Below are 22,149 nucleotides of genomic sequence, written 5' to 3'. Positions count from 1 at the left end.
ATTAATTCGAATTTTCTGAGAGGTATGCTGATCCAAACAGTAAACGGTATTTGGTTTGGCAATATTATAGTATTAACTTGATGATAATATAATTATAACGCCGCTTGTTACCAGGCAGTCCCGATGCGATAACGGTAATTATCGGCAATCGGGATACTGATTTCTTGGGTGTGGTGAAACCTATTCAGATTTGTCTACCAACTCTTTTAACCAAACGATGAAGGCATCAATTTTTGGCCACTGGCGGTCGGAAAGCGTTGATACATAATAGTGCTGATCGCATTTCAGCTCCATTTTGGGCAATGGCGCAACCAGCTCGCCGGTACTGAGTTGCTTGCGGATAAGTCGCTTACGGCCCATGGCAACGCCAACGTGGTTCACTGCCGCAGTGACGGCCAGATCGGAACGATCGAATCCTATTCCCGGCGAGGTATCCAGATTGACATCGAAATGTTGAGCCCAGCTGTGCCATTCATCCGTACCAGAATCATAGCTCCAGGCCTGACGATCGTGGAGCAGGGTGCAGTGTGAGAGGTTGCCGGGAAAATTGACCAGCTCAAATTGGGCTGCATATTCCGGGCTGCATACGGGAATAATTGCCTCATCCATCAGGTATTGGTAATGAAGCTGTGATGAGGGAGTCGCATCAAAATAAACGGCCAGATCAATGCCTGCCCGCTGGAAATTGACGTTTTCATTGCCAGTCAGAATAGTCAGGTTGATGGCGGGATAACGGCGAGAAAAATCGGCCAGGGCCGGCACGATCCAACACTGGGCGATCGACGGCCGGGAGTAAACCGTCAGGGAGCCTGACAGCGCCTGGTTCTTGATATCCAATATTTCCTGGTTCAGGGTACCCAATGATGTTTTTAACGCCCAAAAAACCCGTTCACCTTCAGCGGTGAGTTCAACTTTCCGATGAGAACGAATAAACAACTTTAAGCCGAGATTTGCTTCCAGTTGATTAATGGTATGGCTTACCGCACTGGGGCTCACCGACAGTTCATCCGCCGCCATGGCGAAAGACTCGTGTCGAGCCGCCACTTCAAATGTAAACAGCCGTGATAGCTGCCAGCCATTAAGCGATCGGTGCTGACCCGTTAGCAGATGGTTCCCCGACATATTTCCCCCTGAAAGTAAAAAAACTGTATTTTACGCATCAGTTTGGTGAGTAAAGTTGATGCATGTCGCTAAATTGCACCATTTCTTGGCGCAAGTCACTCGTTTGATTCTGTTTTGCTCATGTGAGGTGAGATTTATATCGTTTGTCACCGATCGTCGTTTTCCTGTCCAATAAAGACAATTCAATGACAGGGGATATGGGCCATGGATTCACACATTTGGGTTGCCGGCACGCTGATCGCCAGTATTGCACTCATCATTTTGACCATCGTAAAGTTCAAGTTTCATCCTTTTTTAGCGTTGCTGTTAGCGAGCTTTTTTGTCGGTGGCATGATGGGGATGGGCCCGATTGATATGGTCAATGCCATAGAAAATGGCATTGGCAGCACGCTAGGATTCCTGGCCGCGGTGATTGGGCTGGGCACCATTCTTGGCAAGATGATGGAGGTTTCCGGTGCGGCAGAACGCATTGGTATCGCGCTGCAGCGCTGCCGCTGGCTTTCCGTCGATGTCATTATGGTATTGGTAGGCTTGGTTTGCGGCATCACACTGTTTGTCGAAGTGGGCGTGGTGTTATTGATTCCATTGGCTTTTTCCATCGCCAGAAAAACCGGCACCTCGCTGCTTAAACTGGCCATACCGCTTTGTACTGCATTGATGGCAGTGCATTGCGTCGTTCCTCCACATCCTGCGGCGCTGTTTGTGACCAATAAACTGGGTGCAGACGTAGGAACGGTGATTGTTTACGGACTTCTCGTCGGTTTAACGGCGTCTCTGGTCGGCGGGCCGTTGTTCTTGAAAATACTGGGGAAACGCTTGCCGTTTAAGCCGGTACCGCCAGAATTTTCCAATCTGACCGTACGAGAAGAACATGAGCTGCCTTCGCTGCGGGCAACGTTGTTTACGGTGCTATTGCCGATTGTGCTGATGTTGGTGAAGACGGTAGCGGAGCTGAACCTGGCTAAAGAAGGGCGTCTGTTTGGCCTGATGGAGTTTATCGGCAACCCGATTATCGCCATGTTCATTGCCGTGTTTGTGGCCTATTACGTTCTGGGCATCCGCCGTCATATGGGGATGAGTACGCTGTTGCGCCACACGGAATCGGGTTTTGCTTCTATAGCCAATATCTTGTTGATCATCGGCGCGGGCGGGGCCTTCAACAGCATATTGAAGACCAGCGGCTTAGCGGACACCCTGGCGTTAATGCTTTCCAATCTGCATATGCATCCGATCTTGTTGGCATGGTTAGTCGCGCTTATTCTTCATGCGGCAGTGGGTTCCGCCACCGTTGCCATGATGGGAGCAACGGCCATTGTCGCACCAATGTTAGCGCTCTATCCTGACGTCAGCCCGGAGATCGTGACCATTGCCATAGGCTCTGGCGCTATCGGTTGCACCATAGTGACCGATTCATTGTTCTGGCTGGTGAAACAGTATTGCGGCGCAACGCTCAATGAAACGTTCAAGTACTACACCACGGCAACCTTTATCGCTTCGGTGCTGGCTTTAGGGATGACTTTTTTACTTTCATACATTATCTAAATCTAAGCCAATCCTTTTGCGGCAGTCGTGAGCGAGTACTTTCCATGGCTTACGATTGCCATTGCCGCCTCACAGAGAGGGTAACTCAACGCTTCACCCGATAAGCAGGGCGAAGCGATCGAATTTTATGCAGTTTATTTTTGCTGACAGGGCGCACGTAACGAGATGGCTTAGGCCCGCTGCTGGCGCCATTGACGATAACGACGGGTGATGCGCTTGGTACGTAACTGGTTGATGATTAATGTAAACAGGGGGGAATAACGGCTGGCGCGAGTACGCCCTTCGCCCAGTGCGCGTAAGCGGCGAGTGACCAAAGCCATTCGTGCCAAGCCTGCCATGGTTTTATTTTCCCATGTTACCGGTTTTGGCAGCGCATAAGGTTCATTACCGGCTTTCCACTGGAGCGGCAGGTCAGGAACCTGTGCCATGGCTGTTGCTATACCCGCCACGGCGACACCGCTATCCAACACCTGCTGCGCCACGGACTTACGGGCGATACCTCCCGTTGTCATCACCGGCATGTGGGCGACGGCGGCAAGATCGCGGGCAAACTCCAAAAAATAGGCTTCGCGCGCCAATGTGCGTCCATCCGCGGCGTTACCCTGCATCGCTGGGCTTTCGTAGCTGCCTCCTGACAGTTCAATCAGGTCGACTGGCAATTCATTCAGCAACAAAATCACTTGTTGCGCATCTTCTTCAGAGAAGCCACCGCGCTGAAAATCAGCCGAGTTTAGCTTGATCGAAACGCAAAAGCTTGGCGAGACACGTTCACGCACTGCTCGCACGACCTCTAACAGCAAGCGAGCACGATTAGCGAGGCTGCCACCCCATTGATCGTTACGTCTATTGGTCAAGGGAGACAAAAATTGCGAGAGCAGATAGCCGTGTGCTGCGTGGATTTGTACGCCAGTAAATCCAGCCTGTTCGGCAGCATAAGCGGTGGTAGCAAAACGTTCGATCACCTCATCGATCTGCGCCTGGCTCATGGCCGTCGGTTGTGCGAATAACTTGCTGTGCTTACCCATTTCCACGGGAACGGCCGACGGTGCCCAGGCTTCGCCCCCCATACTTGCCATAACCTGGCGGCCAGGATGGTTAATCTGCATCCAAACCTGCGCTCCGTTCTGGCGTGCGGATTTGGCCCAAGCCGTAAAGGGGGCTAGCGGGGTATTGGCCTCAAGAGCCACGCCACCGGGCCCCGTCATTGCACGACTGTCGATCATGACGTTACCGGTAATAATCAGGCCAACACCACCTTGCGCCCAACTCTGGTATAAACGATACAATGCCGGGCCAGGCACTTGGCCGACGTCGGCCATATTTTCTTCCATCGCGGCTTTTGCCAGGCGGTTGGGAAGGACACTGCCGTTAGGCAGGGTAAGCGGGGTGAACATCATGGCGGATCCTTAATCAACAAGAGAACCCGTGTATACTAAGATTAAAGTTAACTTTAAGGTCAAGCGAAATGAAAATAGGGGAATTGGCAGAGCGTTCGGGTCTCGCCGCATCGGCAATACGTTACTATGAGCAACAGGGATTACTGCCTAAGGCATCGCGCAGCGCCAACGGGTATCGTGTTTATAGCGAGACCTCGCTGGAGCGTTTGCATCTTATCCAGATCGGACAAAATCTGGGTTTTGCACTGGATACGATCCGCGGCGTGCTGTCGCTGGAAGGATTGGCGTACCAGGACAGTCTTATGCAGAAGCTTGATGCGCGGCTTGAGGAGATTGATCGCATGATGGCGACGCTGAGTAATCAGCGGGAAACGCTGCAGGACACCAAGCGCAAGCTGAATGAATCGGGGTTACAGGGCATATGCCCAGATAAAAGCAGTTTGGTTAAGGTGACAATGTCACGATGAGTGAGGTGCGAGTTGATGTTTCTTTCCCAGAATTGCTGTATAGGCAGTATGAGTTCAAACGCTGATCCTGTTTCATATTAGTGCACCGGCCATGGATGTCATTTCATCCCAAAACACCAGGCCACAATTTGCGATGCACGATCACCAAGATGAGAACTGCCATAATCCTGTGCGTGAAGAAGGTTATCTGTTCTGGAAAACATCGGCACAAGGGAGAATGCTTTTTAGTGCACAGTGCAAAACCGGTGAGAAGAACTCAGTGTGAATTTGGTTTTCATGGCGGAGAGATTCCGGATGAAACATTGAGTGTTTGAATCAGCATGGCATTAAGCGTAAAGCATCGGGAAAACGGGATATGAATAAAAGGCCATGGTAAAGCCCAAAAGCTCAGATTCTACGTAGAGTTACTTTTGTCAAGGCTAAGTAGAGATGTCCGGGGTAGGGCAAAGTTCAGATGTCCTTACGCAGATAAAAGTTCCTCTCGATGAATGGTCTCCCACTATTGATAATTAACTCTCTCTGAATTTTAACTGGATGAAAGTTAGGCTGGGCAAACAGAGTTGTATCTGACTATCGGGCGACGTCTTTATTTGATATATGAGTCGAGCACTTTCAGTACCACTTCTAAATCACTCTCACGTTTTTCTTCATTGTCCTCATGGACAAGGTGATCGGTCAGATGACCTTTAATGACCTCTCGCATCAAACCATTCACGGCACCACGAATGGCTGCAATTTGCTGTAGCACAGCAGCGCATTCATGAGGTTCATCCAGCATTTTTTTTAGCGCAGTAACCTGTCCCTGGATTTTACTGGTCCTGGCCTTAAGCTTCTGTTTATCTCGGATAGTGTGAGACATGACGCACCTTGCAAACTCTGAATGATTGCAAATTATAGCATTGCAATTCTACTGGGGGGTAGTATTTGGTACTGGGGGGGAGTAGAATTCCGGCCACATATCCATACTCCTGATACATTCTCATGTTTGAATTCACAACTCTTTTGCAGCAGGGTAACGCCTGGATTTTCATTCCCAGTGCCATTCTTCTTGGTGCAATGCACGGGCTGGAACCTGGTCACTCAAAAACGATGATGGCAGCTTTTATCGTTGCCATTAGGGGAACCGTTAAACAGGCCGTTATGCTGGGTCTTGCCGCCACACTTTCCCATACAGCCATTGTCTGGATGATTGCGCTGGGGGGTATGTATATCAGCCGGAAGTTTACCGCTGAATCAGCCGAACCCTGGTTTCAGCTCATTTCTGCCATTATTATCCTTGGCACTGCGGCATGGATGTTCTGGCGTACCTGGTCTGGTGAACGCCTGTGGAGACTGGGGCGTGAAGAAGAAAATGCGCACGGGCATCATGAGCATGAAGAAGTGCAGATTATTGACACCGGCCACGGTCAAGTCGAACTTTCTATTTTTGAAGAAGGGCAATTGCCGCACTGGCGTTTGCGTACCCTAAACGGCCATAACTGGCAAGCATGGGATGTCTCACTGAAGACAAATCGTGGTAAAGGAACGGTGTCTCAGGTCTTCGATTTTGTCGGGAAAGACGGCTTTATGGAGTCCACACAGGCTATCCCGGAACCGCATAACTTTAATGTATGCCTGACGTTAGGCCATCGTGGTCATTGTCATGACTACGACGTGACATTCCATGACCATGACCATTCGGCACTCGAAGGCATGGATACATCGTCAAAGGAATACCAGGATGCGCACGAAAAAGCACATGCCAACGATATCAAAAAGCGCTTCGCTAATCGGAGTGTTACCAATAGTCAGATAATCTTGTTTGGCCTGACGGGCGGATTAATCCCATGCCCGGCAGCCATCACTGTATTGCTGCTTTGTATTCAGGTTAAAGCGTTTTCACTCGGAGCTGCGCTGGTTTTATGCTTCAGTATCGGACTGGCAATAACGCTGGTCACTGTCGGTGTAGCGGCTGCCTACAGTGTGCGTCAGGCAACAAAGCGCTGGAATGGATTTGATGCGCTGGCGCGTCGTGCTCCCTATTTCTCCAGCGTGTTGATTGCACTGGTGGGGATTTATATGGGCTATCACGGCTGGACTGGTGTAATGCAGTAACCTGATGACTTATGAATAACGCTCATAAGGATAAGCTCCTGAGCCTACTTAATTGATTCTAATCAGACGGCTATGCTAAACCGTATAGCTTCAAGGTGGCAGACTCCGTAGGTTATTGCTGCTGCGGCCACAATTTTAATCAATCGTTGAGAGGCAATTTATGATGGACGTTATTGTTGTAATTGGCAGTGGCTCAATTGCTCAGGCGATTGCGCGACGAGTCAGCGTTGGCAAGCATATTCTGCTGGCCGATATAAAAGCTGAGAACGCCAGACAAGCCGAAGATACCTTGTCCCGGGCCGGTTTTGACGTGAGCACGATAAGCGTTGATGTGAGTTCCAGGCAGTCAATACAGGACCTCGTTAAGGCAGCGAGTGCCCTGGGGAAGGTGATGGGCATAATCCACACCGCTGGACTTTCACCTTCTCAGGCAAAAGCACAGGATATTATTCGTGTCGATTTATATGGAACCGCTGTGCTGTTTGAAGAGTTTGGCAACGTTATTGCGTCTGGAGGGGCCTGTGTTGTCATCGGCTCACAGTCCAGCCATCGTTTGGCGGTAGATGCATTAAGTCAGGCTCAGGTTGATGACCTGGCAACGTTACCTCCAGAAGACTTACTTGAAATGCCTCTGGTAAGAGAAATCGACGATAGCCTTTATGCTTATCAGATTTCCAAACGTTGCAATGCGCTTCGTGTCATGTCGGAAGCGGTTAAATGGGGTAAACGTGGGGCTCGAATAAATTGTATTAGTGCCGGTATCATTTTTACGCCGCTGGCCTATGACGAGCTTAATAGTAATGAGAGAGGGACATTCTATCGAAACATGCTTGAAAAATCCCCTTCGGGCCGTGGAGGTACTCCTGACGAGATTGCCGCACTGGCCGAGTTTCTTTTTGGACCAAACGGAACGTATGTAACAGGGAGCGATCTGCTTATTGATGGTGGTGCAACAGCGTCCTATAAATATGGTGAATTACGCCCTCAATAATTTTTAAGTCCCCGCCTGGGTGGATCTCGTCGGGGCGGGTCAGCCCAGTAATTTGAAAAGAAGAAACTCCGTTGGTACAGAGCCTGTGTTTTACAACTTTGCTGTTACATCCTTGGTGCGCATAATGTATATTATGTTAAATTGCATATTAAGATAACTGAGCCCTTAACCTGACTACCCGCCCCCAAGGGTTTTCTTTCTGTAGAACCTGTTCTTTCATCATCATTCCCAGTTTTCCTTTTCGTAAGGTTTTAGCCAGTTCTTTTCAGTTACAGGTACTCGTTCACCATTAAAGGTATACGTACAACAACGGCATCGAACCGGGACGTCTTCTGCAGTGAATTCAGGATTAACCTTCTGCAGCAATCCTTGCTCATCGATGCAAAGCCCGCTGTAGTAACTCGATTGGCCATAACGTACGTAGCTGCTCCAATTTTTACGCTGTAATGCAACCAAATAAAAAATCGGCTCTTCCTTATCCAGTCGACTTATTGCTTCACGATGCACATCAATCCACGGTTGCCCAACGTTACGCAGCAAAAATTTGAACAACGGCGTGTAATCAATACCTTGTTGCATTCTGCCGTGCATGCCTTCTCGCATCGGCAAGTTCTCATCAATCGCGTGTTTCTTATGGCGCTGCCAGCGGTACTCACCACCATGGCGGATTGCTCCCCTTGCAGTGGTGTTCTCCCTGCGAAAAAGCATTTTCGGTCTGCCTTTCTTAAACATCATCCTTTTCCCTGTTTTATTTTGATCGCGCTACGCGAAATCTGAGAAAGCTTGGCAGCATTTCCCTTGCAGATTTCGCCAAAATGCACTGTTTAACTGGTATTAAATCGACCAATATATCTGCATATTCACCCTGAGTTGGGCAGCATTAAAGCACAAATCAGTAGCCCTGACGTAAAACAGATCCTCTTCCTCGTTGATGATGAGCGATTATGCCATGAGTAAAACCCGCGGATATCCGCGCACCGGTGATCTGTTTACCAGGATAATTTGTCGCTGCGCTGTCCATGTTTCTAAGGCGTCGCTAAAAATTCAGGAGCAATTTTTGACTCAGTTCAGTATCCGGTAAATCGTCATGCTAACAAAAAGCAAATAACATCATGTTTTACATTAAGTTATCACTATCATTTGAACTCAACCCCTCTTAAGCTCTATTTAACATAACGCAATAATTGTGACGTTGTCACTGAAATCCAACCTTTTTTCCCCTGCCACTCGTAGGCGCTGCCAAAGGGATATCGGGCGACAGGCCCCTCCAGCAGGAGCCTGTTTTTTTCACGAGAACCATGTTTCCCGCATCAGCTATTTACAAAGGCCAGTAGATCGCTGTTGACCCGATCGGCATGGGTCGTAGGTATGCCGTGCGGCGCACCTTTGTAGGTAATAAGCTTGCCGTTTTTGACCAACTTGGCCGAGAGCACGCCTGAATCTTGGTATGGAACCACTTGATCGTCATCGCCGTGGATCACCAAAACCGGGATGGAAATACGCTTGAGATCGTCGGTGAAATCAGTCTGTGAGAACGCGACGACGCCGTCATAATGAGCCTTGGCGCCGCCCATCATGCCTTGCCGCCACCAGTTCCAGATGACCGCATCCAACGGCTTGGCGCCGGGCCGGTTGTAGCCGTAGAAAGGTCCCGCAGGAACATCGTAATAGAACTGCGCCCGATTGGCGGCCAGTTGCGCCTGGAAATCATCAAATACCGATTTGGGTGTCCCCTGCGGATTACTGTCGGTTTTCACCATCAATGGCGGCACAGCACTGATCAGTACGGCTTTTGATACCTTATCCTCACCATGGCGCGTGATGTAACGCACCACCTCGCCCCCGCCCGTTGAGTGACCCACATGCATGGCACCTTGCACGCTCAAATGTTTCACTACCGCAGCAACGTCATCCGCATAGTGATCCATATCATGCCCTTCCGATACTTGACTGGAACGACCATGGCCACGCCGATCGTGCGCAACAACGCGGAATCCTTGGTTTACGAAGAACAGCATCTGGGCATCCCAATCATCGCTAGACAGCGGCCAGCCATGATGGAAAAAGATGACTTTTCCATCTTTTGGTCCCCAGTCCTTGTAGAAAATGTCAACGCCATCGCTAGTGGTTACGTAACCCATATCAATTCTCCCATTCAGCAATTAGTCAAAGGGTGATGCTTTTCTCGGCCTCGTGCAGGAAAGGCCGGTTCTGGAAAATGCCAAGGAACCTTGCACCCGAACGCGGATTTGCCTTCGGTCCTGCGTTGACCGTTTAGAAAGTATAGGTTTAAAGTTAACTTTAAGGTCAATAGGGGGTTTCGAACGGAATGAAGATTGGGGATTTGGCAAAGGCAACGGGGCTCTCACGCCCTCCTACATGGATTCACTCTGCCGTTGGCGTTCCCTGATGGAACCGCATCTGCCAATGGTCATCGTTCTCGCTCGACGATCGCAGCCAGATTGAAGAGCGGAAAGTACTGCGGGTCACGTTGCCGTCGGCGCCGCGCTGAAAACTTCTGTAGGTTAGTAACACCACTCCTTCGGCAATAGTGGACAGCTTGAAATTTTCGGCATAAATAGGCACCTGGCCAGTTTCTTCCTGCAATGCCGCAATGGTATGCCTTTTGTTGTAGCGCTGTCCCGAACGGCCGATCTCTTCAAAATCATCATGCAGCAGTTTTTCCACCGTAACCGAGTCGTTTCGCAGCAGTGGCTGATGCAACATCGTTTCCAGAGACTGGATTTTGGTTAACAACGCTGTGGAATGGCTCAAAGCGCCCTCCTTATTGGCACTGCCTGACAGGCCAACAAGGTTGGCCCGTGATAGACAGGTCTGAAAAATAGAGTGGGATTATCGCCTGCGCTCAGTGTTCGGCAGGCTGACAGAACAAGAATTAGCGCGCCAACTCCACGCCATCCAGTTCGGAAATCGCGAGACAGTAAACCTCTGTGAGAGCATCCACGGTATAGGCGGTATTGGCCGGGATCATAAACATTTCATGGGACTGCAGGGTTTGGTCGCCGATCTTAAGCTCACCGGACAGGACCATCAGTTTGACCCAGCCCGGATGCAGGCGGGCTGACTGGTGACTGCCTGCATCAAGTTTCAACAGCGCCGTGTGCCCATGTGCCTCGCGTTTCAGAATATGGTAATACACCCCATCGTAAGGCATTTTATCGTAGTGCAATGACGCCAGTGTTCTTTTATGCATGATAGTTCCTCGTAACCTGTGAGTCGTTGTCTGCTCGGTTGCAACATCAAGAGGCAATAGGTTCCTCACTGACCTTTACTCTGCTCCCGAAAGCACATGTTCCGTCAACATCTTTGCAAACTGATTATACTGGCCACTGATGCACAATGCGGGCTGATATTCGCATCTTTATTCAGAGCCTGTTAATAAATATATAGAACCTATGGCTCAGACGCAAAAAACGAAGGGGAGTAAAAAAGGCTTTTTTGTCACAAAATACAATGTGCAGCGGTGCGGGGAAAGCATTCGCCCGCAGGATGCGGACGAGTCAGGCTGGGGTTTATTTGCGGTAATCAGTCAATCCACAGCCTCAGCGGCGGCGTAGCAGCAGGCCTGCCAACAGGCTCACGCCGGCAAAAATCGCTACCGTAGTGAGAGGTTTCTTCTTGACCAGATCGCTGACGCAGCTAACAGCATCGCCATATTTTTCTTGTAGTGCGCCGGCAACGTAGCGGGTAGATCCCTCAGCCTGCAAACGCTCATCGCCGGTAACATCACCGGCCACTTCCTGCGCCTTGCCTACCACTTTATCCATCACGCCGTTGATTTTATCGCTGTTCATTCTGCACTCCTGAGTGAGGTTTGTTTCGACGTTTGCATAGTGCAAATGCCTGCCTTGTCTCACGATAGTAAGCCGTTGATGAACCGCTCATAAGGTCAATTTGCAGGGGATTTGCCAGTGCATTTGCACCCTACTTTACATTTTTAGATGACCGTTCACCGGCAAACAGCCCCCGCTCTCTGGCCCAGACGATGGCTTCGGCGCGGCTATGGACGTCGAGTTTGGAATAAACCGTCGCCACATGATTACGCACCGTATTCGGGGCAAGATTAAGGCGTGCGGCGATCTTTTTGTCCGGCAGCCCTTCGCAAATTAACCCCAATACGTCGCGCTCGCGGGCGGTAAGATCGGTGAAGGAAAACCCCGCCAGGTTAGGCTTATTGATACTTTTCACATTGGCCAGTTTTTCGAGCAATGTCTGGCTAAACCAGGAAGCGTCTTGCATGACTTCCTCGATGGCAGCCACCAGATCAAGCTCAGAGCGTTTGCGTTCGGTAATGTCCATCAGTACCAGGAGATAACAACGGGCATCCTGAATGCTCACGGCATCCGCTGAAGCCACGCAGTCGATTGTTTCATTGCTCTTTTTGCGTATTTTAAGGTCTTGATTCTCGACGTTACCGCTTTTTTCCAACGTGGCAAATAACCGCCGGCATTCCCCTTGCCCATCGATAACATTGATCTCTTCGACCGTCTTGCCGATTAACTCCTCGGCGGCGTATCCGGTGGTTTTTATAAAGGCCTCATTGATATCCAGCACCCGCTGCTTGTCCGCCGTGCACACCAGCGTGGGCACCGGACTTAAACGAAAGGACTTGGCAAACCGCTCTTCACTCTCGCGCAGCGCCGATTCCGCCTTGCGACGAGGTTCGAGGTCGGTAAAGGTAAACAGCATGCAATCTTCTTCATTGATGTCCAGCGGCTGGCCGGCGACGATCACCAGCTTGGTTCCGCCGGCCGGCAGCTTCAGCTCGGCCTGCATCTGTGGAATGGTCGCCCCTTCGCTCAGCAATTGCACCGCTTGTTCCTTGCGTTCCGCCTGTTCCAGCACGTCCAGCGCATACACCGAAGTGCCCATCACCTGATCGCGTGTATAGCCCGTCATATCGAGGAACCCCTGGTTGACCTTTATGTAGCGCAGGTCGCTCAGGCTGCAGATCACTGCCGGTGCCGGGTTGGCGTTGAACGTCTTTTCAAAACGTTGCTCGGCACTGGCCCACTCGGTGGCATCACTCAGGATCAAAACCAGCAATTCGGCTTGCCCTTTGCTGTCGGTGATCACCAGGCTACGTAAACGGTGAACCCACAGGTACTCCGATTCGCTGGCGGGCCGAACTTCGACCAGTACGTCGCTGAAGGTCTCGCCGTTGGCGGCCCGGTTAATCGGATACTGTTCCGGCGTCAAAGGGTGATTGTTGCGATAACGCAAGGCAAAGCGCTCAGCATATTCACCGCCATTGGCACCCAGCTCACTCAACTTGCTCAACCCATGCATGCTCAGCGCTGCCTCGTTAGCCCACAGAATGGTCTGGTCGACCTCGGCCAGGATCACCCCTTCCGACAACCCTGAGATGATCTGCTGTAGCTGGCTACGGTTAGTTTCGTTGGCAAGGATGGACTGACTCATGTTTTCTCCAAAAGACGAAGTGGCTTGGCCGCCTGACGGCGATCGAAGTGCCTGATAGTGGCGCTGTTCCCAACAGCATAGTGCGTAACAGGTGCATTCGCGGGGTGTGAATGCACTAGCTTTGTCGGTGCAAATGAACCGGGACGGTCAGTGGTGCCAAGCGGCAGACTGATTCTGTCGGCGCGGCCCTGTGCTGTGCGTACAACCACTTGTTTAGTCAATATAAGGAATAACAATGACCACTGTCTATGAATCCAATCGCTTTGCGTTTCACGTTTCATGGGGTTCGGTATTGGCCGGGAGTGCCATGGCGTTGGTGACCTATCTGATACTGAGCGTGCTGGGCACGGCCATCGGCGCTTCGGCCGTGGATCCGTTGCATGAGGGCACCCCTCTGAGTGGCTTTGGCACGGGCACCGGGATCTGGTTGTTTGTCACTACCCTGGTCTCGCTGGCGGCTGGTGCATTTGTCGCCGGCAGAACTGCGCCAAACCGCGGCGGTTTGCACGGTCTGTTGAGCTGGGCAGTGACCACATTACTGACGACCTGGCTGGTGATTTCTGTGGCGAGCGGCGTGGTCGGTCTGGCCGGTAGCGCCGTCGGCAAGGGGCTCTCTTTGGCCGGCAACGGTATTGCCGCCGCAGCGCCGGGCATTGGCGAAAACGTCAAACAGCAGTTAGACAAGAATGGCATCAGCCTGGACTGGAGCAGTTTGGAAAACCAGTTAACCACCACCCTCAAGCAAAGCGGCAAGGCTGAGCTGGACCCGTCCAAGTTGGAACAAAAGAGCGATAGCGTCGCTGCGGATAGTAAGCAAACCGCTACTGATGCAGCCACTGACCCAACCCAGGCGGCTGCAGAGCTCAAGCAATGGTTTGAACGCGTCAAGCAATCCGGTGAGCCTACCCTGAATGCGGCAGATAAGGATGCGCTGGTGAATATCGTCGCAGCCCGTACAGGCAAGAGCCGTGCAGAAGCGACCCAGATCGTAGACAACTATGCCCAGGCTTATCAGCAGGCGGTACAAAAGGTCGACCAGCTGAAGGCGCAGGCCGAGCAAAAAGCCCGCGAAGCGGCAGAAGTGGCGGCCAAACAGGTATCACGCGCGGCATGGGGTTCATTGCTGATCCTGCTGTTGGGCGCGGCGCTCAGTTTTGGCATCGGCCGCATCGCCATGTCAACCCGTCGTCCCCTGGCTGTAGGGTAATGAATAATGGATGTTTCAATGAATAGAAGGTTGTCAGGTATCTCATTGAACTATCGAAAAGTGGTGGGTGCTTCGGTCCCCGTACTGGTCATCGATTTCTTCAATGAAAAAAACGAGCGTTACACTCTGCGTTATAACTTGCCACCGGACACGCCGGAACGGACAGAGCGCCGCGTATCATTGCTGCTGCACCTGCTTCGTAAACAAAAGCCGATGGATATCGGTGACGCAACGTCATAAATCTCGTTGAATCTGCTCAACCCGCGCCTGCTGGCGTGGGTTGAGCCTTAATCACTCCCCCTCTGAATAATATCGTTTTTTCGTCGTCAGATTTATTTCACCCTTGCAGATGCCAGGGCAAAACAGAACGCCGTTCTTAAACCTATGTCGCGTCACTGACGCCGTTCATCGAGCCGCAACGTCGGCAAGCAACGTCTCTGCGGCCAACTTACCCAGATTGTTGGAGGCCAACGGGCTGTCGCCGGTCAACAAACGACGGTCTTTGTGGACTTTCCCGGTGATGTCGCTGTTGAGGATCTTGACGCCCAGTTCGCGAAGGCGTTCACCGACCAGCCAGGGCATTGGGCCCGGAATATAACCGATATCGATATTGGCGCCGGTATCTAGCGAGTCGGGGAACACACAGATCTCGTAACCGCGATACAAGAAGTTTTCCTTGTCCTCACCCAAACCCGCCGCCAACAATCCGGCAGGCCCGTGGCACAGTGAAATCACGTAACGGTCGTTGTCATGCGCCCAGAACAGCGCTTTTTTCACGTCTTCGCTGAAGGGAATGTCGTTAAGTACCCCATGACCGCCCGGGATAAAGACACCGATATAATTACCCGCATCCAAGTCCTTCACTACCTCAGTCAGCTTTTTCGGTTGCTTGAGCTGACGGCGATATTTCTCATAGGTGGCCTTGACCGCCGCATCCTCACCAGGGAATGCCCACATCTCAAGCTTTACCGGGTCGCCGGATGGCGTTGCAACGTCGATTTCGAATCCGGCAAGATCCATGTGGTGCATGGGCAATAACATCTCCACAGGATGGTTCCCGGTAGAGAAAAATTTTCCGTTTTGCATCATCAGATAGCGTTCCTGAGACGCAATCATCAACACCTTCCACTTGCCGCCTTTATAAGGCGCAGGATAGTGGGCGCCGTCAAAATCCGTCTTTGCCGACGTGTATTTACTCAAAGAGTAAGGTGACGGAAAGAACGCATTTTCTTCAGCGGCATCAGGGGCAGGATTACGATCTTCGGATGGTAAGTTAGTCATGATGATCTCCTTATGTGCGATTTGCATTGCAGCTTTAGCTTAGGTAACTCAGCCTAAAGCCGCAATGAGGGATATTCCTCATTAGCTGCCCCTAACCCACGCGGCGCTTCACTTAACCAAAATCCCCCATTTCTTCATGCGTGAAAGCAGCGTGGTGCGTTTCAGTCCCAGGCGCTGAGCGGCGCCGCGTGGGCCGGCAACCACGCCGTTGGTTTCCTTCAGCACCCTGATAATCTGCTGGCGCTCATCTTCCCCTGGCTGACTGGGCTCCGCTTTGGGAACCGGGAGCGCCATCGAAGGGACCGGATATTGCAACTCAGGCAGTTGCAGGTTAAGCACCGTACCACGCGTCAGCAGTACCGCACGTTCGATGACGTTCTCAAGCTCGCGCACGTTTCCCGGCCAGGGCATTTGGCTCAGCAGGCGCAAGGTTTCCGCCGGGATACTGTCGATGGTACGTTTCATACGGCGCGCAATTTTGTAGGTCAGAAACTTCACTAACTGTGGGATGTCTTCCGGCCTCTCACGCAATGGCGGAATAACGATCGGGAAGACGTTAAGCCGATAGAAGAGATCGCTGCGAAACTCGCGGTCGGCCACCATCTGTTGCAGATCCCGGTTGGTCGCGGCAATCAGGCGCACGTCCACCGAAATCACCTTGTTACCGCCAACGCGCTCGAACTCCCTCTCCTGCAGTACCCGCAGCAGTTTCGGTTGCAGCTCTACGGGAATTTCGCCTACCTCATCCAGAAACAGCGTTCCCTTGTCCGCCAGTTCAAAACGCCCCATTCGTTGATTGGTCGCCCCGGTAAATGCCCCTTTTTCATGACCAAACAGATCGCTTTCCAGCAATCCGGCCGGCATGACTGCGCAGTTCATTTTCACCATGCGCTGATCGCGTCGTTCGCTGAGGTTGTGGATGGCACGGGCTATCAGCTCTTTACCGGTGCCGGTTTCGCCGAGGATCAGCACCGAACAGTCACTTTTCGCTACCATTTCCACCTGTTTGAGCACGGCGGACATCACCACGCTGCGGCCGACAATCTCGCCGAAGTCCGGGTTATTGCCGTTAATCTGCTCGGTCAGATACAGGTTCTCATGCACCAGGCTCTCTTTGAGCCGGTTAATTTCCTGATAGGCCAGCGCGTTATCCACCGCAATCGCGATACGCTCGGCGATCTGCTGCAACACCCGCAGGTTGGCAGCGTTGAAGTTGTCCGGCTGACATTGCGCCAGCTTGAGTACGCCCAGGGTTTTGTTGCCGAAAACTAACGGCAGCACGCACAGCGTTTGAATTTGCTCATGCCAGAGATCGAACAGCTGGCGCTCATAGGCCGCCAGCCGGTCGGAATGCTTCAGATTCAACAGCAGCATTTCACCGCTTTGCATCACCTGTTCCGACAAGGTGCCCGCCAGCGCTACGCTGTACTGCTGACGCTCAACCACGTCATCTTGCAAATAGTGGGTGGAATAAATGGTGACCTGTTCGGTTTTATCGACGCAAAGTACAATGCTGATCGCGTCGATTTTGAAGAAACGGTGAATTTCCTTTGAGATCTCACCGATCAAATCATCCAAATCGAGTTTCGACAGCACCGCGTTGGTCACGTCGACCAAAATACGATAATCATCTCGTTCATGGCGCAATTGCCGTTGACGGAGTTCCGCCTCCTCCCGCAGCTGGAGCTGCTCTGCCGCCAATGCCACCAACTCCATCAGTGTCTGCAACTGCACCAGGCTGGCGTCGGCGAACGGCGCCGGGTGACAACGTAACATTTCACAACCGCCAATCAGGGTACCACCTGCATGCAGCGGCATCAGGCAATACTGATTAAAGGGTAAATACAGCGCCAGAGCCCCGATTTGCGGATAGCGCGCGTGCAGATCATCGCTCTGCCAGCGCTGTGGCAGCGGGCTTTGTCGCAGCCGACTTACCGGGCCATTTGCCAGCAGGGTCTCATCCTGATAGCTCACCGGCTGTCGATGCGCATCCAGGCCATAAAAGCTGACCCGTTCGCTGTCAGGGTCAAACAGCACCAGCGTGACCTGATCCGCCAATTGCAGGCGTTGCAGTATCTGACGCAGTTGCAGCAACAGATCGGTGAAACTGCGCTGGCTCAGCAGCGTGCGGGTAATTTCCAGTAGTTCTTGTTTTTCTAATTGTGCATTCGACATTGTTTATCACTTGCCTGAGTCGCGATGAAGATTTGTGAGTCACATCGCAAAGTGTAACGCTGGGCCGCGACGTTCTCCCCCGACGGGATCAACAAATCCGCGGCAAAGGCTCGGCATGCGGCAAATCCAACAGGCGGCTGATGCCATAAGCGCCCTGCAGCCTTACCTGTCGCCCCTCCGTCACTGTGCCAATCAGCGCCGCGTCCGCGCCCAATGGGTGAGCACGCAAGGCACAGAGCACGTCCTGTGCGGCTTGCGGTGCGGCCACGACCACCAGTTTTCCCTCGTTGGCAAAATTAATGGCGTCCAGCCCCAGCAATTCACAAATGCCACGCACTGCCGGGGCGATCGGCAACAGGCTTTCTTGCACCTCGATGCCCACGCCGGCTGCACGTGAGAACTCATGCAAAATGGCATTCACCCCGCCACGGGTCGCATCACGCATCGCCCGCACACCGTCAATGGCACGTAATGGCTCAATTAACGGCGTTAACACCGCGCAGTCGCTGATCACGCCCAGAGACATACCCAACTTTTCGCGCAGGTTGAGAATAGTTGCCCCGTGATCCCCGAGGGTGCCGCTGACAATCACGGCATCGCCGACGCGGATATTTTGCGCCGCCCAGTTCAGACCGGACGGGATCACCCCGATACCGGCGGTATTGATAAACACTTTGTCGGCTGCGCCACGCTGCACTACCTTGGTATCCCCGGTGGCAATGCGAATACCGGCCTGCTGCGCGGTGGCGGCCATCGAGGCGACCACGCGTTGTAACTCGGGCAGCGGCAAGCCTTCTTCGAGAATAAAGCCGCAGGAAAGATAGCGCGGCAACGCGCCGCTCACCGCCAGATCGTTGGCCGTACCGCAGATGGCCAACTTGCCTATGTCACCGCCCGGAAAGAAAATCGGGTCAATCACGTAACTGTCGGTGGTAAACGCCAGCCGATCGCCCTGCTGCGTTAACTCGGCCAAATCCAACCGGGCCTGATCTTCACGCTGATCCAACTGCGGGTTGGCAAAGGCCGGCAGGAAAAGATCGTCCAGCAATTGCTGCATGGCAGCTCCACCGCTACCATGAGCCATAGTAATCACGTTATTCATGCTGGCGTCTCCTCTGTTTCACGGCGATATTGGTACCAGGCGGCGCAGGCCCCTTCGGACGAGACCATCAGCGCGCCAAACGCGTTTTGCGGCGTACAACCGCGACCAAACAGCGGACAGTCGCGCGGTTTGCATCGCCCGGTGAGCACGTCTCCGCAGCGGGATCGCGGATCGTCAGCCACTTGCCGCCGCTGCGGACGGAAACGACGTTCGGCATCAAAAGCCTGGTAGCCTGGCGTGAGGGCAATGCCTGAGTCGGCAATGGTGCCCAGCCCGCGCCATTCGCTGCCGCCTCCCAGGACAAAAACTTCGCTCATCGCCTGCTGTGCCAGCCGGTTGCCCTGTTCCGGTACCACCCGCCGGTATTGGTTCTCGGTTTGGCTTTGTCGGCCAAGAAACTGCTCGACCAGCATCAGCACCCCTTGCAAGATATCCAGTGGCTCAAAGCCGGTCACCACCAGGGGTTTGTGGTATTGCCTGCTGATAAAATGATAGGGCTCGGTGCCTATCACCATGCTGACGTGGCCGGGTGCCAGAAAACCGTCAATGCGTACATCCGGCTGTTGCAGCAGGCTGCGTAAGGTGGGGATCAGGCTGATGTGCTGACAAAATACGCTGAAGTTGCCCAGGCCTTCCTGCCGGGCCTGTTGCAGGGTAATCGCCGTGACCGGCATGGTGGTTTCAAAACCCAACGCGAAGAACACCACCTGCCGTTGCGGATTTTGCCGCGCCAGCATCAGGGCATCCAGCGGTGAGTAGACCACGCGCACATCGGCCCCGCGCTCGCGCGCCTGCAGTAAAGACCCCTGCTGTCCTGGCACCCGCAGCGCATCGCCGAAGGTGCAAAAAATCACTTCGGGGTGCTCGGCGATTTCGCAGCAGGCGTCGATGCGCCCCATAGGTAAAACGCAAACCGGGCAGCCGGGGCCATGAATGAATTCGATTTGCGCCGGCAGCAGCTTATCCAGGCCAAAGCGGAATATCGCATGGGTATGGCCACCACACACCTCCATGATTTGCAGCGGTCGTTCGGCGGTAAACGGCAACTGTGCGGCGCGGTGCCAGATATGTTGCAGCAGTTTCTTTACCCGCTGCGGATCGCGAAATTCATCTACGTAATCCATGGCTATCCTCCCCCGCCAAAAACAGCGCCACGTCCTGTTCCACTTCCCCCATCGCCTGCAGTGCTGCCAGCATATCCTCGGCCTCTTGTTGATCGAGGCGGCTCATCGCAAAGCCCACGTGAATCAATACCCAACACCCCAGCATCGCTTCTTTGGGTTCACCCTCCCGGCAAACCAATGCGATATTCACTTCGCGCTGCACGCCGCAGACGTCGGCCCAAGCGTGCTGAGGCTGGTGTTGATCCAACGCCACGATCTGCCCGGGGATCCCTATGCACATAGCTGCCGCTCCAGCCAGGCCAACCACTGATCCATCCCTTCCCCCTGAGTCGCAGAAAGGGTAATTATCTCGATGTCGGGATTAACCTGACGGGCATTGGCGATACAGGCGGCCAGATCAAACTTCAAGTACGGCAGCAGATCGACCTTGTTCAGCAGCATCAGACGTGCGGCGGCGAACATATGCGGGTACTTGAGGGGCTTGTCTTCCCCTTCGGTGACCGACAGCACCGCCACCTTGTGCCGCTCCCCCAGATCGAAGCTGGCTGGGCAAACCAGGTTGCCGACATTTTCGATAAACAGCAGGCTGCTGGGTTTGAGCTCCAGACGCTGGGCGGCTTCGTGAACCATTTGCGCATCCAGATGACAGCCTTTGCCGGTATTGACCTGGATCGCCGGCACGCCGGTGGCGCGGATACGTTCGGCATCGTTGGTGGTTTGCTGGTCTCCTTCCACCACCGCGCACTCACGCATCCCGCGCAGCCGCAGCAGGGTTTCGGTCAGCAAGGTGGTTTTGCCAGAACCGGGGCTGGAAACCAGATTCAACGCCAGGATGTGTTGCTCGGCAAAATACTGGCGATTGCGTTCGGCCAGACGATCGTTTTTATCCAACACCCGGGTTTCTATTTCCAGCATTCGCCGCTGGCTGATGCCCGGCGCATGGGTGCCCGCCAATCCCAGTCCATAATGCAGGTCCCCCTGCAGAGGCCGCTGCGGGCGAAACGGTACCTTTGCTTGCCCTTCAATCGTCATTTCCCCATGGGCACAACCGCAAGTGCTGCACATGTTCTTTCTCCTTTCAGTTATTCAATTTCCAGACGTTTTATTTGCAACCCATCATCGGCCTGCACCCGTAGGTTTCTTCCGGCGCAGTGCGGGCAGACCAACACCTGCGGGATCAACAGCTCGACGTCAGCCTGGCAGTCATAACACCAGGACAAGGCGCGTTGTTCAGTCAGATGCAGCTCACAGCCTTCGGCCAGGGTGTCGCGACATACCATGTCAAAACAGAACCGCAGCGATTCCGCCTCCACGCAGGAAAATGCGCCAATTTCGAACCACACCGCGGTAATACGTTTCGCACGATGTTGACGAGCCTGTTGCTGCATTATTTCCATCGCATGTTGGCACAAGGTTATTTCGTGCATCCGGCCTCCACTCAGGGTGATAAAACGTTTCGTCACCCTGCGTTGCAAATATGGTGCCAAAACCCATTCGGCATATTTGTCGAGTGTCATGACGTCGACAGTAATTAGCTGGCAGCCCCCAATCCAATTTAAAGATTAATTCCAACCCTGATGATTGAATTAAAAGGAAATAATGAAAATCACCAGAGACTGGCACGCTTTATGCTTTAAGTCGTTCACCCGAAGCGATTCGACAATGACCATCAATTTTGAGTGACGACAATGAGTACTATCAGTGAAGTAACCAGCCAGGCCGATTATATCGCCAACAAAAGCAACCGCCTGATGGCGCAGTGGCAAACCTACCACAGCACCTTAATCAAAGCGGTTACCACCACTAAAAAGAAGATTAATCATCAGTTTACTTACGGTCAGGACGACGATCTGCGTTTTGTACTGTTCAACCACTTCACGGTGAGCATTCAATTAAGTGAGGGGTTTTACAGCCGTGATATCTGCTATCGCATTAATTTGGCATCGCCGCATGAAGCGGAGAATTTCGCCCCCTTCGCCCATGCCTCGCTGGATGAAGACGGTAATATTGACGGTGTAATAAACAATCGCGATATGCCGGCGGTATTTGAACATTATCTGGATAAGATCGCCGTTATTTACCAATGCCTGTTTGATTCGCTGCATGACGGCCACGCCATTCATGACGCACTGAAAAAAATAACCCTGTCCGTCTGACTGTCGGCGTTACTCACTGACAGAAAACTGTCGAAACGTCATTTTTTAC

23 protein-coding genes are annotated in these 22,149 nt (G+C 52.7%); 7 read left to right on the top strand and 16 right to left on the bottom strand.

Translation table 11 applies throughout. From position 1 onward, the window contains the following. Nucleotides 1-180 precede the first annotated feature (180 nt). Nucleotides 181-1,122 carry a DNA-binding transcriptional regulator DsdC gene (gene dsdC, locus AC1RKG_RS02375; RefSeq protein WP_259218714.1) on the bottom strand — a complete coding sequence of 314 codons (942 nt, stop codon included), beginning with the start codon at nt 1,120-1,122 and terminating at the stop codon, nt 181-183. 204 nt (nt 1,123-1,326) lie between these two features. Here dsdC and dsdX point away from each other — a divergent pair, with 204 nt between their 5' ends. Beyond that, nucleotides 1,327-2,664: a D-serine transporter DsdX gene (gene dsdX / locus AC1RKG_RS02370; RefSeq protein WP_493181896.1), complete on the top strand. Its 1,338-nt coding sequence runs from the start codon at nt 1,327-1,329 to the stop codon at nt 2,662-2,664. A gap of 170 nt (nt 2,665-2,834) precedes the next feature. On the opposite strand, the gene AC1RKG_RS02365 is transcribed toward dsdX, so the two are convergent. Further along, on the bottom strand, nt 2,835-4,061 hold the full coding sequence (locus AC1RKG_RS02365) for an NADH:flavin oxidoreductase/NADH oxidase family protein (protein WP_236591416.1): 1,227 nt from the start codon (nt 4,059-4,061) through the stop codon (nt 2,835-2,837). A 68-nt stretch (nt 4,062-4,129) separates the two neighbouring features. On the opposite strand from AC1RKG_RS02365, the gene AC1RKG_RS02360 reads away from it, so the two are divergent. Further along, nucleotides 4,130-4,528, top strand: coding sequence for a MerR family transcriptional regulator (locus AC1RKG_RS02360; protein WP_493181895.1), 399 nt, complete (start codon nt 4,130-4,132; stop codon nt 4,526-4,528). A 586-nt stretch (nt 4,529-5,114) separates the two neighbouring features. Here the strand turns inward: AC1RKG_RS02360 and rcnR are convergent. Next, a complete protein-coding gene (rcnR, locus tag AC1RKG_RS02355) occupies nt 5,115-5,387 on the bottom strand; it encodes a Ni(II)/Co(II)-binding transcriptional repressor RcnR (RefSeq protein ID WP_493181893.1) in 273 nt (90 codons plus the stop codon). Between the two features lie 122 nt (nt 5,388-5,509). Between rcnR and AC1RKG_RS02350 the strand changes: the two genes are divergently transcribed. Beyond that, entirely contained in the window at nt 5,510-6,622 is a 1,113-nt protein-coding gene (locus AC1RKG_RS02350) for a nickel/cobalt efflux protein RcnA (protein WP_493181892.1), read from the top strand. A gap of 160 nt (nt 6,623-6,782) precedes the next feature. Continuing rightward, nucleotides 6,783-7,613 (top strand): SDR family oxidoreductase, encoded by an 831-nt coding sequence (locus tag AC1RKG_RS02345; protein ID WP_493181891.1) that lies wholly within the window; start codon nt 6,783-6,785, stop codon nt 7,611-7,613. Between the two features lie 222 nt (nt 7,614-7,835). Here AC1RKG_RS02345 and AC1RKG_RS02340 read toward each other — a convergent pair whose 3' ends face one another. The 6 genes from AC1RKG_RS02340 to AC1RKG_RS02315 all read right to left on the bottom strand — a co-directional run bounded on the left by AC1RKG_RS02340 (nt 7,836) and on the right by AC1RKG_RS02315 (nt 13,055). After that, nucleotides 7,836-8,348: a hypothetical protein gene (locus AC1RKG_RS02340; RefSeq protein ID WP_493181889.1), complete on the bottom strand. Its 513-nt coding sequence runs from the start codon at nt 8,346-8,348 to the stop codon at nt 7,836-7,838. 575 nt (nt 8,349-8,923) lie between these two features. After that, nucleotides 8,924-9,754 (bottom strand): alpha/beta fold hydrolase, encoded by an 831-nt coding sequence (locus AC1RKG_RS02335; protein ID WP_020826925.1) that lies wholly within the window; start codon nt 9,752-9,754, stop codon nt 8,924-8,926. Between the two features lie 244 nt (nt 9,755-9,998). Continuing rightward, the gene (locus AC1RKG_RS02330; protein ID WP_493181888.1) at nt 9,999-10,388 is read right to left on the bottom strand and encodes a nuclear transport factor 2 family protein; all 390 of its coding nucleotides are present in this window, start codon (nt 10,386-10,388) and stop codon (nt 9,999-10,001) included. A gap of 121 nt (nt 10,389-10,509) precedes the next feature. Further along, on the bottom strand, nt 10,510-10,827 hold the full coding sequence (locus AC1RKG_RS02325; RefSeq protein ID WP_020826922.1) for a cupin domain-containing protein: 318 nt from the start codon (nt 10,825-10,827) through the stop codon (nt 10,510-10,512). Nucleotides 10,828-11,176: 349 nt separating this feature from the next. Next, on the bottom strand, nt 11,177-11,428 hold the full coding sequence (locus AC1RKG_RS02320; RefSeq protein ID WP_020826921.1) for a CsbD family protein: 252 nt from the start codon (nt 11,426-11,428) through the stop codon (nt 11,177-11,179). A gap of 130 nt (nt 11,429-11,558) precedes the next feature. Further along, the gene (locus AC1RKG_RS02315; protein WP_493181886.1) at nt 11,559-13,055 is read right to left on the bottom strand and encodes a helix-turn-helix transcriptional regulator; all 1,497 of its coding nucleotides are present in this window, start codon (nt 13,053-13,055) and stop codon (nt 11,559-11,561) included. A 235-nt stretch (nt 13,056-13,290) separates the two neighbouring features. On the opposite strand from AC1RKG_RS02315, the gene AC1RKG_RS02310 reads away from it, so the two are divergent. Both AC1RKG_RS02310 and AC1RKG_RS02305 read left to right on the top strand, forming a co-directional pair. Then, nucleotides 13,291-14,262, top strand: coding sequence for a hypothetical protein (locus AC1RKG_RS02310; RefSeq protein WP_493181885.1), 972 nt, complete (start codon nt 13,291-13,293; stop codon nt 14,260-14,262). An 18-nt stretch (nt 14,263-14,280) separates the two neighbouring features. Continuing rightward, nucleotides 14,281-14,502 (top strand): hypothetical protein, encoded by a 222-nt coding sequence (locus AC1RKG_RS02305; RefSeq protein ID WP_041414564.1) that lies wholly within the window; start codon nt 14,281-14,283, stop codon nt 14,500-14,502. Between the two features lie 165 nt (nt 14,503-14,667). On the opposite strand, the gene hchA is transcribed toward AC1RKG_RS02305, so the two are convergent. From hchA to hypA, 7 genes are all read right to left on the bottom strand, one after another. Further along, nucleotides 14,668-15,543: a glyoxalase III HchA gene (gene hchA, locus AC1RKG_RS02300; protein WP_046373535.1), complete on the bottom strand. Its 876-nt coding sequence runs from the start codon at nt 15,541-15,543 to the stop codon at nt 14,668-14,670. A gap of 108 nt (nt 15,544-15,651) precedes the next feature. Beyond that, entirely contained in the window at nt 15,652-17,718 is a 2,067-nt protein-coding gene (gene flhA / locus AC1RKG_RS02295; RefSeq protein WP_493181883.1) for a formate hydrogenlyase transcriptional activator FlhA, read from the bottom strand. An 88-nt stretch (nt 17,719-17,806) separates the two neighbouring features. After that, nucleotides 17,807-18,820, bottom strand: coding sequence for a hydrogenase expression/formation protein HypE (hypE, locus tag AC1RKG_RS02290; RefSeq protein ID WP_129982840.1), 1,014 nt, complete (start codon nt 18,818-18,820; stop codon nt 17,807-17,809). Further along, complete coding sequence (gene hypD / locus AC1RKG_RS02285; RefSeq protein WP_258089673.1) at nt 18,817-19,944, bottom strand: hydrogenase formation protein HypD; 1,128 nt, start codon at nt 19,942-19,944, stop codon at nt 18,817-18,819. The genes hypE and hypD overlap by 4 nt, the downstream gene beginning before the upstream one ends. Continuing rightward, nucleotides 19,928-20,224, bottom strand: a complete 297-nt coding sequence (gene hypC, locus AC1RKG_RS02280; protein ID WP_493181882.1) for a HypC/HybG/HupF family hydrogenase formation chaperone — start codon at nt 20,222-20,224, stop codon at nt 19,928-19,930. Before hypC ends, hypD begins: the two co-directional genes overlap by 17 nt. Then, on the bottom strand, nt 20,215-21,009 hold the full coding sequence (gene hypB / locus AC1RKG_RS02275; protein WP_115058810.1) for a hydrogenase nickel incorporation protein HypB: 795 nt from the start codon (nt 21,007-21,009) through the stop codon (nt 20,215-20,217). Before hypB ends, hypC begins: the two co-directional genes overlap by 10 nt. 17 nt (nt 21,010-21,026) lie before the next feature. Next, nucleotides 21,027-21,371 (bottom strand): hydrogenase maturation nickel metallochaperone HypA, encoded by a 345-nt coding sequence (hypA, locus tag AC1RKG_RS02270; RefSeq protein WP_046373540.1) that lies wholly within the window; start codon nt 21,369-21,371, stop codon nt 21,027-21,029. 261 nt (nt 21,372-21,632) lie between these two features. On the opposite strand from hypA, the gene hycA reads away from it, so the two are divergent. Beyond that, on the top strand, nt 21,633-22,100 hold the full coding sequence (gene hycA, locus AC1RKG_RS02265; protein ID WP_020826910.1) for a formate hydrogenlyase regulator HycA: 468 nt from the start codon (nt 21,633-21,635) through the stop codon (nt 22,098-22,100). Nucleotides 22,101-22,149 lie beyond the last annotated feature (49 nt).

It is taken from the genome of Serratia sp. GW822-FHT06D09 (genome assembly GCF_058799515.1).
This window is presented reverse-complemented; position numbering and strand designations above follow the sequence as displayed.